This is a genomic window from Mesorhizobium sp. M0618 (assembly GCF_040320765.1).
Lineage (GTDB): Bacteria > Pseudomonadota > Alphaproteobacteria > Rhizobiales > Rhizobiaceae > Mesorhizobium.
Genome location: NZ_JAMYQH010000001.1, coordinates 121,103 through 135,455 on the forward strand (window position 1 = coordinate 121,103; position 14,353 = coordinate 135,455).

The 14,353-nt window shown below is 61.8% G+C and carries 19 protein-coding genes and 1 pseudogene; 10 read left to right on the forward strand and 10 right to left on the reverse strand.

Going from position 1 to position 14,353, the window contains the following annotated elements; translation table 11 throughout:
• Positions 1–47: 47 nt before the first annotated feature.
• The 5 genes from rplT to infC form a co-directional block, all read right to left on the reverse strand.
• A complete protein-coding gene (gene rplT, locus NKJ04_RS00560) occupies positions 48–449 on the reverse strand; it encodes a 50S ribosomal protein L20 (RefSeq protein WP_023672281.1) in 402 nt (133 codons plus the stop codon).
• 148 nt (positions 450–597) lie between these two features.
• Positions 598–801: a 50S ribosomal protein L35 gene (rpmI, locus tag NKJ04_RS00565; protein ID WP_006201248.1), complete on the reverse strand. Its 204-nt coding sequence runs from the start codon at positions 799–801 to the stop codon at positions 598–600.
• Positions 802–983: 182 nt separating this feature from the next.
• Positions 984–1,628 carry a methyltransferase family protein gene (locus NKJ04_RS00570; protein ID WP_352554633.1) on the reverse strand — a complete coding sequence of 215 codons (645 nt, stop codon included), beginning with the start codon at positions 1,626–1,628 and terminating at the stop codon, positions 984–986.
• Between the two features lie 141 nt (positions 1,629–1,769).
• Positions 1,770–2,396, reverse strand: a complete 627-nt coding sequence (locus NKJ04_RS00575) for a methyltransferase family protein (RefSeq protein WP_352554634.1) — start codon at positions 2,394–2,396, stop codon at positions 1,770–1,772.
• 128 nt (positions 2,397–2,524) lie between these two features.
• The gene (infC, locus tag NKJ04_RS00580; RefSeq protein WP_023810608.1) at positions 2,525–3,061 is read right to left on the reverse strand and encodes a translation initiation factor IF-3; all 537 of its coding nucleotides are present in this window, start codon (positions 3,059–3,061) and stop codon (positions 2,525–2,527) included.
• 203 nt (positions 3,062–3,264) lie between these two features.
• Between infC and NKJ04_RS00585 the strand changes: the two genes are divergently transcribed.
• The 4 genes from NKJ04_RS00585 (at position 3,265) to NKJ04_RS00600 (ending at position 6,731) form a co-directional block, all read left to right on the forward strand.
• Positions 3,265–4,035 carry an alpha/beta hydrolase gene (locus NKJ04_RS00585; RefSeq protein WP_352672814.1) on the forward strand — a complete coding sequence of 257 codons (771 nt, stop codon included), beginning with the start codon at positions 3,265–3,267 and terminating at the stop codon, positions 4,033–4,035.
• Positions 4,035–5,177: a benzoate/H(+) symporter BenE family transporter gene (locus NKJ04_RS00590; RefSeq protein WP_352672816.1), complete on the forward strand. Its 1,143-nt coding sequence runs from the start codon at positions 4,035–4,037 to the stop codon at positions 5,175–5,177. The genes NKJ04_RS00585 and NKJ04_RS00590 overlap by 1 nt, the downstream gene beginning before the upstream one ends.
• A 117-nt stretch (positions 5,178–5,294) precedes the next feature.
• Positions 5,295–5,777, forward strand: a complete 483-nt coding sequence (locus NKJ04_RS00595) for a DUF2852 domain-containing protein (RefSeq protein WP_023810611.1) — start codon at positions 5,295–5,297, stop codon at positions 5,775–5,777.
• A 195-nt stretch (positions 5,778–5,972) separates the two neighbouring features.
• Complete coding sequence (locus NKJ04_RS00600; protein ID WP_023810612.1) at positions 5,973–6,731, forward strand: M48 family metallopeptidase; 759 nt, start codon at positions 5,973–5,975, stop codon at positions 6,729–6,731.
• Between the two features lie 5 nt (positions 6,732–6,736).
• On the opposite strand, the gene NKJ04_RS00605 is transcribed toward NKJ04_RS00600, so the two are convergent.
• Positions 6,737–6,955, reverse strand: coding sequence for a hypothetical protein (locus tag NKJ04_RS00605; protein ID WP_023810613.1), 219 nt, complete (start codon positions 6,953–6,955; stop codon positions 6,737–6,739).
• 110 nt (positions 6,956–7,065) lie between these two features.
• On the opposite strand from NKJ04_RS00605, the gene NKJ04_RS00610 reads away from it, so the two are divergent.
• The 6 genes from NKJ04_RS00610 to NKJ04_RS00635 all read left to right on the forward strand — a co-directional run bounded on the left by NKJ04_RS00610 (position 7,066) and on the right by NKJ04_RS00635 (position 12,683).
• Positions 7,066–7,725 (forward strand): phosphoribosylanthranilate isomerase, encoded by a 660-nt coding sequence (locus NKJ04_RS00610; RefSeq protein WP_023810614.1) that lies wholly within the window; start codon positions 7,066–7,068, stop codon positions 7,723–7,725.
• 33 nt (positions 7,726–7,758) lie between these two features.
• Positions 7,759–8,979: a tryptophan synthase subunit beta gene (trpB, locus tag NKJ04_RS00615; protein WP_352672819.1), complete on the forward strand. Its 1,221-nt coding sequence runs from the start codon at positions 7,759–7,761 to the stop codon at positions 8,977–8,979.
• Between the two features lie 2 nt (positions 8,980–8,981).
• Positions 8,982–9,821 carry a tryptophan synthase subunit alpha gene (trpA, locus tag NKJ04_RS00620; RefSeq protein ID WP_352672821.1) on the forward strand — a complete coding sequence of 280 codons (840 nt, stop codon included), beginning with the start codon at positions 8,982–8,984 and terminating at the stop codon, positions 9,819–9,821.
• Positions 9,822–9,869: 48 nt separating this feature from the next.
• Positions 9,870–10,796: an acetyl-CoA carboxylase, carboxyltransferase subunit beta gene (gene accD, locus NKJ04_RS00625; protein WP_023810617.1), complete on the forward strand. Its 927-nt coding sequence runs from the start codon at positions 9,870–9,872 to the stop codon at positions 10,794–10,796.
• A gap of 117 nt (positions 10,797–10,913) precedes the next feature.
• On the forward strand, positions 10,914–12,239 hold the full coding sequence (locus tag NKJ04_RS00630) for a bifunctional folylpolyglutamate synthase/dihydrofolate synthase (RefSeq protein ID WP_352440510.1): 1,326 nt from the start codon (positions 10,914–10,916) through the stop codon (positions 12,237–12,239).
• A 24-nt stretch (positions 12,240–12,263) separates the two neighbouring features.
• Positions 12,264–12,683, forward strand: coding sequence for a VOC family protein (locus NKJ04_RS00635; protein ID WP_023810619.1), 420 nt, complete (start codon positions 12,264–12,266; stop codon positions 12,681–12,683).
• Positions 12,684–12,821: 138 nt separating this feature from the next.
• Here NKJ04_RS00635 and NKJ04_RS00640 read toward each other — a convergent pair.
• The 4 genes and pseudogenes from NKJ04_RS00640 to trxA form a co-directional block, all read right to left on the reverse strand.
• Positions 12,822–13,234: pseudogene (locus tag NKJ04_RS00640) on the reverse strand (type II toxin-antitoxin system VapC family toxin).
• The gene (locus NKJ04_RS00645) at positions 13,231–13,479 is read right to left on the reverse strand and encodes a plasmid stabilization protein (protein ID WP_352554638.1); all 249 of its coding nucleotides are present in this window, start codon (positions 13,477–13,479) and stop codon (positions 13,231–13,233) included. The pseudogene NKJ04_RS00640 and the gene NKJ04_RS00645 overlap by 4 nt, the downstream one beginning before the upstream one ends.
• Positions 13,480–13,551: 72 nt before the next feature.
• Entirely contained in the window at positions 13,552–13,833 is a 282-nt protein-coding gene (locus tag NKJ04_RS00650; RefSeq protein ID WP_352554639.1) for a cupin domain-containing protein, read from the reverse strand.
• Between the two features lie 132 nt (positions 13,834–13,965).
• The gene (gene trxA, locus NKJ04_RS00655) at positions 13,966–14,289 is read right to left on the reverse strand and encodes a thioredoxin (RefSeq protein WP_023810623.1); all 324 of its coding nucleotides are present in this window, start codon (positions 14,287–14,289) and stop codon (positions 13,966–13,968) included.
• Between the last annotated feature and the right edge of the window lie 64 nt (positions 14,290–14,353).

Genomic DNA, 14,353 nt, shown 5'->3' on the forward strand with positions numbered 1-14,353 from the left:
CGCGGGTTCCCCAAATCAGAATTGCGAATGCTTGGGAAGCGCTGGTCTTAGGCGACAGCGCTTTCAAAAGCGTTCGGCGTGGTGTTCTTCAGATATTCGAGCGCCACCTTGGCCTTGGCGACCAGGGCTGCGAAAGCCTGCGGCTCATGGATGGCCATGTCCGACAGGATCTTGCGATCGATCTCGATGCCCGACTTGTTGAGGCCGTCGATGAAGCGGCCATAGGTCAGGCCATGCTCGTGCGTCGCGGCGTTGATGCGCTGGATCCACAGCGCGCGGAACGAGCGCTTGCGGTTCTTGCGGTCGCGATACGCATACTGCATCGACTTTTCCACCGCCTGCTTGGCGATGCGGATGGTGTTCTTGCGGCGGCCGTAGAAGCCTTTCGCGGCTTTCAGGACCTTCTTGTGCTTGGCGTGCGAGGTGACGCCTCTTTTTACGCGTGCCATGTCATGATCTCCTTAAAAGCAATTCCAGGAAAAGTGCCTTGCGGTTTTCCGTTCGGAATTGCGTAAAACAAATGCGTGTCCGGACCGAATGATCTTATTTTGGCGAATGATGTTTTCCAAAAAGTCTGCAACTTTTTGGCATCATTCCCTAGAGACCGTTCGGCAGAAAATTCTTGATGACCTTCTTGCCATCCGGTTCAGCCAGAACCATCGTGCCGCGGGCATTTCGAATGAACTTGTTGGAACGCTTGATCATGCCGTGACGCTTGCCGGCCGCAGCCGACAGGACTTTACCCGTACCTGTGATCTTGAACCGCTTCTTGGCGGCCGATTTGGTCTTCATCTTGGGCATTTTGCTACTCCGTATTGTTGGCGCACTATCGCGCTTCTTGTTCGCTTCGGGCCGACCAAAGCCCGAAAAGCAAATGAAACCGCCACGGCATGCCCTGCCGGGCGGTTTTCTTGAACGGCGGTGCTATACGTCAAAGACGGCCCGCGCGCAACACCTGTGGAGATGCGGCGCTGTGTCCTTGGTCAGGGCAGCGTGAACCAGACCGGCAACATGCCTGACAGCTGGGCTCCGTCTATCAGCTCGAAGGCCGGCAGGGCGATGAGAAACACCAAGCCGTCGAGCAGCGTGGTCAGCAGCAGGCGGGGCTTGAAGCTGCCCGTATCGCCCTCCTGGTAGAGCGACAGTTTCGGGAAGAAGCGCGGCACCTTCTCCAGATAGGCCTGGTACGGCGCGCCGAGCGCTTCCTTGAGGAACTTCTCTTCGCGCAGGATGACGATGTGGAAGGCACCCGCGCACAGCAGCGCAAAGAGGATGATGCCGGAGAACGAGCCGATCTGGGCGCCGACGCCGGCCGCGGCCACGGTCGAGAACACATAGAGTGGGTTGCGGGTGATCGAGTAAGGCCCGCCGGTCACCACCTCGGAAGATTTGCGCCCGCCTATGTAGAGCGTCGCCCAAAGGCGCCCGACGATGCCGAGGAAAATCAGCAGCACGCCGAACATTTCGATCGACTCATGCACCCAGGTTTCAGGCGGAAACGTCGATTGACCAAATAGCAATGCTGCGAACAGCACGACCACGAGAACGGCAAGCACTATCCGGCGCATATGCTGGTAGTTGCCCAGCCCGTGTGCCTCGACGGGCGCAGACTTGATTTCATTGACCATGGCGGAATCCGATCGTCGAAAAACTTGCCGGCGATCGCAGCTTCTGGCCAAGAAAACAGGCCCCGCCGATCGTTGGGATGACTTGCAGGATAATTCAGGCGGATTTAATGCATGTCGCCTCTTTTGACTGCCTACCGCAGCTCAATACAGCCAGAAGAGGACGGGAATTACTCCGCTTTCCTGTCCGGACTCGATGAGTTCGAAAAACGGTATGGAAACCAGAAACATCAAGCCGTCGCGCAGCGTATGATTGAAGATGCGCGGTGTGAAGGTGACCTCGGCCTGATCGCGATAAAGCCGGGGATTGGGAAAAAAACGCGGCACCCGTGCAACGTACTCCTTGTACGGCGCCCCGAGCACGGTCGTCAAATGCCGTTCCTCGCGCAGCGTGACGATGTGGAACGCGGCCGCGCACAAAACCGCCGACGCTACCGCGACGATCGCGCTGCCGGTCTGGGTGCCGATGCCGACGGCCGCTACGGTGGAGAAAAAATACAGCGGGTTGCGCATCACCGAATATGGGCCGGTTGCAACCACTTCAGCCGACTTGCGGCCGCCGATATAGAGGATCGACCAGAGCCGGCCGCCGATCCCGATCAGTATCAGGGCGATCCCGTGCGCCTCTATGCGTTCGTGGGTTAGTTCATCGTGCGGGGAGCCGCCGAAGATCAGCAAAGCGCAAAAAGCGCCGATTAGCAGCGCCAGCAGGACGCGCCGGCGCCGCTGATAGCGACCCATTTCACTTGTAGAACGTGCCGCAGCGGTCATGGGAGAATCCTTTCGCCGCGAGGACCGGCAACCAGAATCCTTGTCGAAGCAACTTGCGGAGAAATCATGGCGGAGGCAAAACAAAACAAAAGCCGCCGAAGCGGCCTTTGCTTTTGACGGGGATCGCTCTAGCGCGGCGACAGCACCATCATCATCTGGCGGCCTTCGAGCTTCGGTTCCGCTTCGACCTTGGCAATCGTCGCCACTTCCTCGCGGACCTTGTTCAGAAGCTGCATGCCGAGTTCCATATGCGCCATCTCGCGGCCACGGAAGCGCAGCGTCAGCTTGACCTTGTCGCCTTCCTCGAAGAAGCGGCGAACCGCCTTCATCTTGGTCTCGTAGTCATGGCTGTCGATGTTCGGGCGCATCTTGATCTCCTTGATCTCGATGACCTTCTGGTTCTTGCGCGCCTCGGCCGCCTTCTTCTGGTTGGCGTATTTCAACTTGCCGAGATCGAGGATCTTGACGACGGGGGGCACCGCATTGGGCGATATCTCGACGAGATCGAGCCCAGCCTCTTCGGCGAGCAGCAACGCATCGTTGATGGAAATATCGCCGCGGTTCTGGCCATCGGCGTCGATAAGCTGGACCCTGGGAACCCGGATGTCACGGTTGGAGCGCGGGCCATCCTTGGTCGGCGCCGCTGCTTTGAAAGGTCTGCGAATGGTCGTGGTCTCCTTGGCCGTTTCGTTCAGGTTCGTCAGTCTTGATGCGTGGACGCGCAATGTGGTGAGCGCGCGGGCGGAGTCAATAGCACAGCATTGACAGAAAATCACCCTGATCGCTGCTCTGCACCAAACAAACAACATCGTGAGCACTTTTCGCCACGCCACCGGCTGTGTCACAAGACCCGCGTTGAGGAAAAGCCATGACTGCCACGCTCCCAATCTTTCTGGATATAGATGGATCGCGCATCGCGGTGCGCCATACTGCTGGCTCTGCGCCAGGTATCGTCTGGCTCGGCGGCTACAAGTCGGACATGCTGGGCACGAAAGCTCAGACGCTGTCGGACTGGGCGGCAAGCGAGGGCCGCGCCTTCCTGCGCCACGATTATTCTGGCCATGGCGAATCCGGCGGCGCCTTTGCCGACGGCACGATTTCGACATGGCTTGCGCAGAGCCTTGCCGTGTTCCGGCATTTCACCCGGGGCAGCCAGATCCTGGTCGGCTCCTCGATGGGCGCCTGGATCGCGCTGCGCATGGTGCAGGAATTGCGCAAGGCAGGCGATAGCAACGTCGCCGGCATGGTGCTGCTGGCGCCAGCCCCGGATTTCACCGCCGACCTGGTCGAACCGGTGCTGACCAAGGCGCAGAAGCGCGATCTCGCCAAAAAAGGTTTCTTCGAAGAGCCGTCGGACTATTCCACGGAACCCTACATCTACACCCGCGCCCTGATCGAGGACGGGCGCTACAACCGGGTTATGACAGGCCCGATCGACACCCATTGCCCGGTGCACATCCTGCAGGGCCTGGCCGATGCGGACGTGCCTGCAAGCCACGCACTGAAGCTGGTCAGCTTGCTGCCCGCCGACGACGTGACACTGTCATTGATCCCCGACGGCGACCATCGCTTGTCGCGACCCCAAGATCTCGACATGCTGGTGCGGGCCGTCGATGCGATGGCGCAGAGGGGAAACTGATGCGCCTTTCCATCCCGATATCCGCCTTCGTCGCGGCGATCGTCGGCTTCGGCGGCACGCTGGCCATCGTCATCGCAGCCGCCACCGCAGTCGGTGCGACGCAGATCGAGACGGCAAGCTGGGTGACGACGATCTGCCTGGCCATGGCGATCGAGAGCCTGTGGCTGTCATGGCGCACGAAAATGCCTGTCATCACCGCCTGGTCGACGCCGGGCCTGGCGCTGATCGCGGCATCGAGCGGCTTTTCGATGAGCGAGGCCGTCGCCGCCTTCATCGTCACCGGCGTCCTTCTGATCGCCACAGGGCTGTTTCGGCCCCTGACCAAGCTGATCTCGAGGATACCGCCCTCCGTCGCCTCGGGCATGCTGGCCGGCATCGTCGTCACCTTCGCGCTCAATGCGGTGAAGACCATTTCGATCGACCCGTGGCTGATCCTGCCGCTGATCGCCGTCTTCTTCGTTATCAGGCTGTTCAACCCGGCGCTGTCGGTGCTGGCGGTTCTGATCGGCGGTGGCCTCGCCGCTTTCCTCACCGGCCGTGTCGGTGGCCTGCCGACACCGGAACTGTCGACGCTGACGCTGATTGCGCCTGACTTCACCACCAAGGCGGTGATTGGCCTGGCACTGCCGCTCTACCTCGTCACCATGGCGTCGCAAAACCTGTCCGGCCTCGCCGTGCTGCGCGCCGCCGGCTATCACCCGGAGCCCGGCCCGCTGATCGGTGTCACGGGCCTGTTTTCGCTGCTGTCGGCGCCGTTCGGCGGCTCGACGACCAATCTGGCGGCGATCTCGGCGGCGATCTGCACCGGGCCGGACGTCCACCCCGATCCGGCCGAGCGCTGGAAGACCGGGCCGTTTTATGCGCTCGCCTATCTCATCTTTGCTATTTTCGGCGCTTCGCTGGTGGCGATCTTCGCGGTGCTGCCGCAGAGCCTGATCGTGCTGGTGGCAGGCCTGGCGCTGATGGCGTCGCTCGCCAACGCGCTGTCTATCGCGCTGAAGGAAGAGGCGGATCGCATGGCCGCCACCGTCACCTTTGTCGTCACCGCGTCGGGCCTGACGCTGTTCGGCGTTGGCGCCGCATTCTGGGGCCTGATTGCCGGGTTGGTCGTGCTTTCCCTCGATATGATCAAAAAGCGGTAATCATTTCAGATGCTTGTCCGGATTTGGCGGACATTGTCTTGAATCGCCGTTTTTCTCTTCCCATTTCGATTCCACGCAGCCGGGTTTGGCTGTCTCCAACCGAAGGAATGGGAGAAAATGAACACATCCGCATTGATCCGTCCGGCCTGGACGCCCGCAACCATCGCGTTGATGGTTGTGGGTTTCATGGTGTTCTGGCCACTCGGCTTCGCCATGCTCGCCTACATCATCTGGGGCGACCGCCTCGATGGCTTCAAGCGTGACGTCAACCGCGCGACCGACGGCATCTTCGCCGGATGCCGCCGCGGTTCCGACAAGGCCGCGCGCTGGGGCAATGGCTCCGCCCGCACCGGCAACGTCGCTTTCGACGACTGGCGCGAAAAGGAACTGGAGCGCCTGAACGAAGAGCGTCGCAAGCTCGACGAGATGCTGACCCAGTTCGACGAGTATGCCCGCGAATTGCGCCGCGCCAAGGATCAGGACGAGTTCGACCGGTTCATGGCCAACCGCAACAAGTCGACGGCTCCGACGAAGACCGATCCGGGCGCCGGAACGACGACCACCAAGCGTGGCAAGGGTTCGAACCTGCTTGACGACTGAGGCCCGACGCATAACCCCGAAAACCGGAACCGGTTTTCGGGTCATGCGCCAACTTAAAGTGCTACAGCGTCCTTTGCGCGTCCCAGAGGACGCGCGGCGCTGTAGGACAGGCCAAGGTATGACGACGGCGTCGCGCGAGTGGCGCCGTTTCTTTTTTGTTCTAGTCGTTTTTCTCGAATCGCGTATCGTCCCGCCATGACTCTCGGCTTCTTTCGCAATCTGACAAAGCCCAAGCCCACGCCTGTCGTGGAACGCGAATATTGCATCGCCGGCCGCACGCTGCCGCTCAAGATCGTCGAGAGCGCCAGGGCGCGCCGAATGACGCTGCGCATCGATTCAGGCGGCCAGGGTCTGCGCATCACCGTGCCGCCAGGCCTGCGCCGCGGCGAGGTAGACAGGTTCCTCGAGCGGCACCAGGACTGGCTGGAGCAGCGACTGGCCAAGGTGCCGACGCGGCCGCAGGTGCGGCCCGGCATCAGGATCCCGGTGCGTGGCGTGGCGCACCGCATCGTCCATGAGCCATCAAAGCGCGGGACCGTGACGGTGTCGAGCGATGAGCGCGGCCCGCTGCTGATCGTGCACGGCGATCGCATACACCTACCGCGCCGCATCGCCGACTTCCTCAAGCGCGAGGCCAAGAAGGACATCGAGAAGCTGGTGCTCAAGCACACCCAGGCGTTAGGCAAACGCGCCAAGGCCGTCCGCTTCAAGGACACGTCGAGCCGCTGGGGCTCCTGCACCTCCGAAGGCAATCTGTCCTTCTCCTGGCGCATCATGATGGCGCCGTCGCCGGTCATCAATTATCTCGTCGCGCATGAAGTGGCGCATCTCAAGGAGATGAACCATGGTCCGAAATTCTGGAAATTGTGCGAAAAGCTCTGCCCCGACACCGATCGCTGCAAGGACTGGCTGAAGCGCAATGGCGGTGCGCTGCAGGCGATCATGTTCGAGTAGATCGCTCAGTCGTCGTTTGCGGCGTTCAAGTCCTCAGGCCGCAACCCCTCATCGCCATGATGCGGCCACGGCAGGAAATTGCCGTCGAATTCATCGCCGCCGAAATAGTCGAGCGCCCGGTGCGCTTCGGCGCCGTTGAAGGCAGCCTTGTCGATCAGGTGCGCGATGACCTCGCGCGCCTGCGCGACCTTCTGCCTGAGTTCGGCAATTGTCCTGTCGGTCATGATCGTGCTCCCGCCGTGTCCTGTTCATCCATAGGTAGCGCCTTTGGCCGTGTCGGCAAACAGCATGCTTTTTCTCGACTCTTTTCGCTTTTCATGCCAATTCCCGCGCCATGGCACTCGACATCAAGATCTGCGGCTTGAAGACCGACGGGGCAATGGCCGCGGCGCTGGCCGGCGGCGCCAGCCATGTCGGGTTTATCTTCTTCGCCAAAAGCCCGCGCTATGTCGAACCTGCCGAGGCTGGCCGTCTGCGCGAGACTGCGCGCGGCAAGGCGATGGCGGTTGCCGTCACCGTAGATACCAGCGACGCCTTCCTTGATGAAATCGTTGCCAAAATGCAGCCTGACATGCTGCAGCTGCATGGTGCGGAAACGCCCGATCGCGTCGCCGAGGTCAAAGCCCGCTATGGCCTGCCGGTGATGAAGGCGCTGCCGCTCAGCGAGGCCGCCGATCTCGAACGGATAAAGCCGTTCATCGGCATAGCCGACCGGTTCCTGTTCGACGCCAAGCCGCCGAAAGGCTCGCAACTGCCGGGCGGCAATGGTGTGGCCTTCGACTGGCACATCCTCGCCGGCCTTGACGGCAGCGTCGATTACATGCTTTCCGGTGGGCTCAACGCCGCCAATATCGGCGATGCCCTTCGGCTTGCCGACCCGCCCGGAATAGACATTTCCTCAGGCGTGGAAAGCGCGCCGGGCATCAAGGATCCGGCGCTGATCGAACAGTTTTTCCGGGCCGTCAGGGCCGCGCGGAACACCCGCGCAGCCTGAGCGTGCTGTAAACGACAAGCCAGGAGATCGGCGATGAACAAGCCGGCGACACCCAATTCCTTCCGCACCGGACCCGACGAACAGGGCATGTTCGGCATTTTCGGCGGTCGTTTCGTTGCCGAAACGTTGATGCCGCTGATCCTCGATCTGGAGCGGCACTGGAACGAGGTCAAGAACGATGCGGATTTCAGGGCCGAGCTGACTGACCTGTCGACCCACTATGCCGGACGGCCGTCGAAGCTTTATTTCGCCGAAGGCCTCACGAAGCATCTCGGCGGCGCAAAGGTCTATTTCAAGCGCGAGGATCTGAACCATACCGGTTCGCACAAGATCAACAATTGCCTCGGCCAGATCCTGCTGGCCAAGCGCATGGGCAAGAAGCGCATCATCGCCGAGACCGGCGCCGGCCAGCACGGCGTGGCGTCGGCCACGGTCGCGGCCCGCTTCGGCTTTCCCTGCGTCGTCTATATGGGCGCCACCGACGTCGCCCGGCAAAGCCCCAATGTCTTCCGCATGAAGCTGCTCGGCGCCGAAGTGCGGCCGGTGACCGCCGGTCACGGCACGCTGAAGGACGCCATGAACGAGGCGTTGCGCGACTGGGTGACCAATGTCGAGGACACCTATTACTTGATCGGCACCGCTGCGGGCCCGCATCCCTATCCGGAGCTGGTGCGCGATTTCCAGTCGGTGATCGGCATCGAGGCGCGGGCGCAGATCCTCGAACAGGAGGGCCGGCTGCCGGACACGATCATCGCCGCTGTCGGCGGCGGCTCCAACGCCATCGGCCTGTTCCATCCGTTCCTCGACGACAAGGATGTCCGCATCATCGGCATCGAAGCCGGCGGGCGCGGTCTCGACGGCATCGAGCATTGCGCGTCGATGAATGCCGGCGCGCCCGGCGTGCTGCACGGCAACCGTACCTATCTCCTGCAGAACTCTGACGGCCAGATCATGGATGGCCATTCGATCTCGGCCGGCCTCGATTACCCTGGTGTCGGCCCGGAGCACTCGTGGCTGCGTGATTCAGGCCGCGTCGAATACGTGCCGATCCTCGACGACGAGGCGCTGGAGGCCTTCAAGCTGACGACGCGCGTCGAAGGCATCATCCCGGCGCTGGAATCCGCGCATGCCATTGCGCATGCGGTGAAGATCGTGCCCGTCATGGACAAGGACCAGATCGTCATCGTCAACCTGTCCGGCCGTGGCGACAAGGACGTGCATACGGTGGCCTCGATGCTGGGCATGGAGATCTGATCATGGTGACCCGCATCGACCGCCGCATGGCAAAACTGAAAGCCGAAGGCCGCCCGGCGCTCGTCACCTATTTCATGGGCGGCGACCCTGACTACGACACCTCCTTGTCGATCATGAAGGCGCTGCCCAAGGCTGGCGCCGACATCATCGAGCTCGGCATGCCGTTTTCCGACCCGATGGCCGACGGCCCGGCGATCCAGGCGGCGGGCCTGCGGGCGCTGAAGGGCGGCCAGACGCTGGTCAAGACGCTGAAGATGGCGGCCGACTTCCGTGTCGGCGACAATGAAACGCCGATCGTGCTGATGGGCTATTACAATCCGATCTACATCTATGGCGTCGACCGCTTCCTCAAGGACGCGATCGCCAGCGGCATCGACGGGCTGATCGTCGTCGACCTGCCGCCCGAGATGGACGAAGAACTGTGCATTCCGGCGCTCAAGGCCGGCATCAATTTCATCCGGCTGGCGACACCGACGACCGACGACAAGCGCCTGCCCAAGGTGCTGCAGAACACGTCGGGCTTCGTCTACTATGTGTCGATGACCGGCATCACCGGCTCGGCGCTGGCCGACACCGGCAAGGTGGCGGCGGCAGTCAAGCGCATCAAGGGCCATACCGACCTGCCGGTCTGCGTCGGCTTCGGCGTCAAGACCGCCGAGCAGGCCCGGGTGATCGGCGCCAATGCCGATGGCGTCGTCGTCGGCACCGCCATCGTCAATGCGGTGGCCAATGTGCTGGGACCGAAGGGCGAGAAGACCGCCGACCCGGCCGAGGCCGTCGCCACGCTGGTCAGCGGCCTTGCGCAAGGTGTGCGCTCGGCCCGCCTTGCTGCTGCCGAATAGTTTCCCTACGTCTTTAGCCAAATCTTCGTCAGGACAGGAGCCGAAGCGATGAACTGGATCACCAATTACGTTCGCCCGAAGATCAATTCGATGCTCGGCCGGCGCACCGACATGCCCGAGAATCTCTGGATCAAGGATCCGGAGACCGGCGAGATGGTGTTCCACAAGGACCTGGAATCCAACCAGTTCGTCATTCCTTCGTCCGGCCATCACATGAAGATCTCGGCCAAGGAGCGGCTGAGATTCTTCTTCGATGGCGGCAAATACGAGACCCTGGACAACCCCAAGGTGATGCAGGATCCGCTGAAATTCCGCGACGAGAAGCGCTATGTCGACCGGTTGAAGGACGCCAAGGCCAAGACCGGCCTTGAGGACGCGATCATCAATGCGCTGGGCACCGTCGAGGGTCTGCCGGTGGTGGTGACGGTGCAGGACTTCGCCTTCATGGGCGGCTCGCTCGGCATGGCTGCCGGCGACGCCATCGTGCATGGCTTCGAAGTGGCCCTGCAGCGCAAGCGGCCGCTGATCCTGTTCGCCGCTTCCGGCGGCGCGCGCATGCAGGAAGGTATTTTGTCCCTGATGCAATTGCCGCGGACAACGATCGGTGTCGACCGGCTGAAGGAAGCCGGCCTGCCCTATATCGTCGTTTTGACCAACCCGACCACGGGCGGCGTGACCGCCTCCTACGCCATGCTGGGCGACGTGCACATTGCCGAGCCCGGCGCGCTGATCGGCTTTGCCGGACCGCGCGTCATCGAACAGACGATCCGCGAGAAATTGCCCGACGGCTTCCAGCGCTCCGAATATCTGATGGAGCACGGCATGGTCGACATGGTGGTGTCGCGGCTGGAGCTGCGCGAAACCATATCGCGGCTGCTCAAGATGCTGCTCAAGCTGCCGGAGGAGCAAAAGCCGCTGGAGCCGGAAATCCTGCCGCCGGCAGCGGTCGCCGCGGAAGCTCGGCCGCAAGCCTGAAGCGACACGAGGCGCCGCGACCGCGATTGCACGAGGGCTTCGGCGCGCTGTAGCTTTTGATTGCCATGGCCATCCGAAACGATTCTGGTTTTCAGGCTCATGCGCTAGGATTCTGCCATGACGACGCTTGCCGCCGACCGCGAAATCGAAGCCCTGATGGCACTTCATCCGAAAGGCTTCGACCTTTCGCTCGACCGCATTTCGCGGCTGCTGGAGCGGCTTGACAATCCGCAGGACCGGCTGCCCCCGGTCATCCACATCGCCGGCACCAACGGCAAGGGCTCGTGCGCCGCCTTTTCGCGCGCCCTGCTCGAGGCCGCAGACTACCGCGTCCATGTCCACACCTCGCCGCATCTGGTCAACTGGCATGAGCGTTACCGGCTGGCCGCCGATGGCGGCGGCAGGCTGGTCGAAGACAGGGTTTTCGCCGATGCTATTGCTCGTGCCGCCAGGGCCAATGAGGGCGAGAAGATTACCGTCTTCGAGATCCTCACCGCAGTCACCTTCCTCTTGTTTTCCGAACACCAGGCCGACGCCGCCATCATCGAGGTCGGGCTCGGCGGCCGCTTCGACGCGACCAATGTCGTCAAGGAGCCGGCCGTGTCGGTGATCATGCCGGTGTCGCTCGACCACGAGGCCTATCTCGGCGACCGGGTCGAACTGATCGCGGCCGAAAAGGCCGGCATCATCAAGCCCGGCTGTCCGGTGGTCATCGGCGCGCAGGAGAGCGAGACTGCGCTGCAGGTGCTGATCGAAACCGCCGAGCGGCTTGAATGCCCAACCTTCGTCTACGGCCAGGATTTCCTTGCCTTCGAGGAAAACGGCCGCATGGTCTACCAGGACGAAGACGGGTTGATGGACCTGCCGCCGCCCAGGCTGCCCGGCCGCCACCAGTTCGCCAATGCGGCGGCGGCGATTGCCGCGGTCAAGGCGGCCGGTTTCGAGATCAGCCATCGCGCCGCCGAAAAGGCGATGATCAATGTCGCCTGGCCTGGCCGCATGCAGAAGCTGATGCAGGGCCGGCTGGCCGAACTGGCACCCAAGGGCGCCGATATCTGGCTCGACGGTGGCCACAATCCGGGGGCCGGCGTGGTGGTTGCCGAAGCGTTGGCCGAGCAGGAAGAGAAGAACCCGCGTCCGCTGTTCCTCATCTCGGGCATGATCAACACCAAGGACCAGAGCGGCTATTTCCGTGCCTTCAAGGGCCTCGCCCGGCATGTCTACACGGTGCCGGTGAGCCTCAGCGAGGCCGGCGTGCCTAATGACGAACTGGCGATCCGCGCGACGGAAGCCGGGCTGACCGCCGAGCCGGTGAGTTCCGTCGCCAGCGCGCTGATGCTGCTGCGCGACACCTGGGACGGCCCGGCGCCACGCATCCTGATCAGCGGTTCGTTGTATCTGACCGGCGCGGTGCTGGCCGAGAACGGCACTCCGCCGACCTGAGGTCGGAGTTGCGAGGAACCCGTCATGATCAAGGTCAAGCAGCTCGCTCACGTCTGCATCTTCGCGCATGACCTGGAGGCAACGCGAAGCTTCTATCGCGACGTGCTGGGCCTGGATACGCAGTTCAATTTCCTGCGCGACGGCAAGATTTTCGGGTTCTACCTCAATTGCGGCGGGCGCAGCCATATCGAGGTGTTCCAGAAGGACGGCACGGCCTACACCGAGCAGAACCAGATCAACCATTTCTGCCTCGAGGTGGAAAACATCGATGCTGCGATCGATCACATCAAATCGAAGGGCATCGACGTCACGGCCAAGAAGCACGCCTGCGACGACACTTTCCAGGCGTGGATCCGCGATCCCAACGGCGTGAAGATCGAGCTGTTCGAATACACCGGCAAAAGCGCACAGTTCGCCGGCGGCGACCGCATCGCCGATTGGTAGAGCATTCCTCCTTTTCCGTGAAACGGTGAAACGCCCTAACGCGTGTCGCGTCTGAACGGATTCAGGTGACCCGCTTTAGGCCATTGTTTTTATGCATGTCGTCTTCCCAAAACCGAGATCACTTTTGGGCGACATGCATTAGAAATCCCAAGGTGAGATCAGCTCGAGGTTGGCCGGGCCGAAGTCGTTCAGGTTACGCGTTGCCAGCCGACCGCCATTCACGCGCGCTATCGCTGCAATCATGCCATCGGGTGCCGACATGCCCCGGCCCTGGCGCGTCGCCGTTCCCATAATCTCGCCATAAGCCAGAGCCGCCTCCTCCGTCAGCCCAAAAATGCGACCGGCAAAGCGATGGCGCCATTGGGAGAGACCTTGCTCCAGGCGATCGGCACGCTCGTCAGGTCGTATCTTTTGGATACCGAAAGCGATTTCGGCAATCGCCACCGTGGGAAGCGCCAGTTCGGTATCGTTGCGAACCAGCCAAGCCATGACAGCCGCGTCAGGCGCCTTTCCAGGCTCTCAGAGATCACATTGGTGTCGACGAAAATCAAAGCTCCGGCCCTGTATGGACCTTGCGGCTTTCCCGGATGATTTCTTCCAGATCGATGTCGACGCCAACGCTTGCCGTCAGGCGAGAGTAGAAGGCGGATGCCGGTTCTCGCCCGGCCGCACGAATCTCATAGGATTCAAGCGCGCGTTCGACGATATCAGCTATTGAGCGGTTTTCGCGACGAGCGAGTCGATGCGCAAGATCGCGTGCTTTTGCGCTGCGGACGGAAAGCTGGGGTTCGGCCATTTCAAACTCCCTTTTGAGAAAGATATAGCCTTTCCTGCCCTTGCCATCTAGATGGCAGATGATGGCACGCCATCACTTCAGCTCGATCTCGACGAAGGCGTATTCACCCTCATTGGCGCTGATCACGTCGTGCTCGACGCCTTCCTTGCGGAAATAGGGCGCGCCCTTCTTCATCTCGGCGAAGCTCTCGCCATCCTTGGTCACCAGTTTCACCTTGCCGTCCATCAGCGGCACCACGACATAGTCATGGCCATGGCGATGCCAGCCGGTATTGTCGCCCGGCTGGAAGCGGTATTCGGTGACGATGACGCGCTCATTGTCGATGAAGACGGTGGCCTTGGCGGATCCGGTCATATCATTTCTCCCTGCTTGCGCTGCCAACAGAAGACATGGATCGCCCGGATGTGAGGGCCAGAGCCTGTTACCAATGACGCCAACAAAAAGCCCGGCGCGAGGCCGGGCTTGATATCAGGAATTTCAGACAGGTCAGGCGAGGTTGCCATTGATCCAGTGCGACAGCGCGGTCTTCGGCGCCGCACCCACCTTCATGTCGGCCATTTCGCCGCCCTTGAAGATCATCAGCGTCGGGATCGAGCGCACGCCGAACTGGGCGGCAAGCTCGGGATTCTCGTCGATGTTCAGCTTGGCGATCTTGACCTTGGCGCCGAGTTCGGTGGCGATGTCTTCGAGCGCCGGAGCGATCTGCTTGCAGGGGCCGCACCATTCCGCCCAGAAATCGACGACGACCGGTACGTTGGCGTCAAGCACGTCAGCCTGGAAGTTGCTCTTGTCGACCTTCACGGTTGCCATATGGAAAAATCCTTTTGAAAGTTTTTGTACCACCAAATGTGGTGGCGATCGCGCCCTTCTTCAA

Bases quoted from the DNA above. Each gene is read 5' to 3' on its own strand.
- accD (WP_023810617.1), top strand. From the start codon at position 9,870: ATGAACTGGATCACCAATTACGTTCGCCCGAAGATCAATTCGATGCTC.
- NKJ04_RS00595 (WP_023810611.1), top strand. From the start codon at position 5,295: ATGAACACATCCGCATTGATCCGTCCGGCCTGGACGCCCGCAACCATC.
- NKJ04_RS00575 (WP_352554634.1), bottom strand. From the start codon at position 2,396: ATGACCGCTGCGGCACGTTCTACAAGTGAAATGGGTCGCTATCAGCGG.
- rplT (WP_023672281.1), bottom strand. From the start codon at position 449: ATGGCACGCGTAAAAAGAGGCGTCACCTCGCACGCCAAGCACAAGAAG.
- trpA (WP_352672821.1), top strand. From the start codon at position 8,982: ATGGTGACCCGCATCGACCGCCGCATGGCAAAACTGAAAGCCGAAGGC.
- rpmI (WP_006201248.1), bottom strand. From the start codon at position 801: ATGCCCAAGATGAAGACCAAATCGGCCGCCAAGAAGCGGTTCAAGATC.
- NKJ04_RS00610 (WP_023810614.1), top strand. From the start codon at position 7,066: ATGGCACTCGACATCAAGATCTGCGGCTTGAAGACCGACGGGGCAATG.
- NKJ04_RS00570 (WP_352554633.1), bottom strand. From the start codon at position 1,628: ATGGTCAATGAAATCAAGTCTGCGCCCGTCGAGGCACACGGGCTGGGC.
- NKJ04_RS00590 (WP_352672816.1), top strand. From the start codon at position 4,035: ATGCGCCTTTCCATCCCGATATCCGCCTTCGTCGCGGCGATCGTCGGC.
- NKJ04_RS00605 (WP_023810613.1), bottom strand. From the start codon at position 6,955: ATGACCGACAGGACAATTGCCGAACTCAGGCAGAAGGTCGCGCAGGCG.
- trpB (WP_352672819.1), top strand. From the start codon at position 7,759: ATGAACAAGCCGGCGACACCCAATTCCTTCCGCACCGGACCCGACGAA.
- NKJ04_RS00630 (WP_352440510.1), top strand. From the start codon at position 10,914: ATGACGACGCTTGCCGCCGACCGCGAAATCGAAGCCCTGATGGCACTT.
- NKJ04_RS00600 (WP_023810612.1), top strand. From the start codon at position 5,973: ATGACTCTCGGCTTCTTTCGCAATCTGACAAAGCCCAAGCCCACGCCT.
- NKJ04_RS00645 (WP_352554638.1), bottom strand. From the start codon at position 13,479: ATGGCCGAACCCCAGCTTTCCGTCCGCAGCGCAAAAGCACGCGATCTT.
- NKJ04_RS00585 (WP_352672814.1), top strand. From the start codon at position 3,265: ATGACTGCCACGCTCCCAATCTTTCTGGATATAGATGGATCGCGCATC.
- trxA (WP_023810623.1), bottom strand. From the start codon at position 14,289: ATGGCAACCGTGAAGGTCGACAAGAGCAACTTCCAGGCTGACGTGCTT.
- NKJ04_RS00650 (WP_352554639.1), bottom strand. From the start codon at position 13,833: ATGACCGGATCCGCCAAGGCCACCGTCTTCATCGACAATGAGCGCGTC.
- NKJ04_RS00635 (WP_023810619.1), top strand. From the start codon at position 12,264: ATGATCAAGGTCAAGCAGCTCGCTCACGTCTGCATCTTCGCGCATGAC.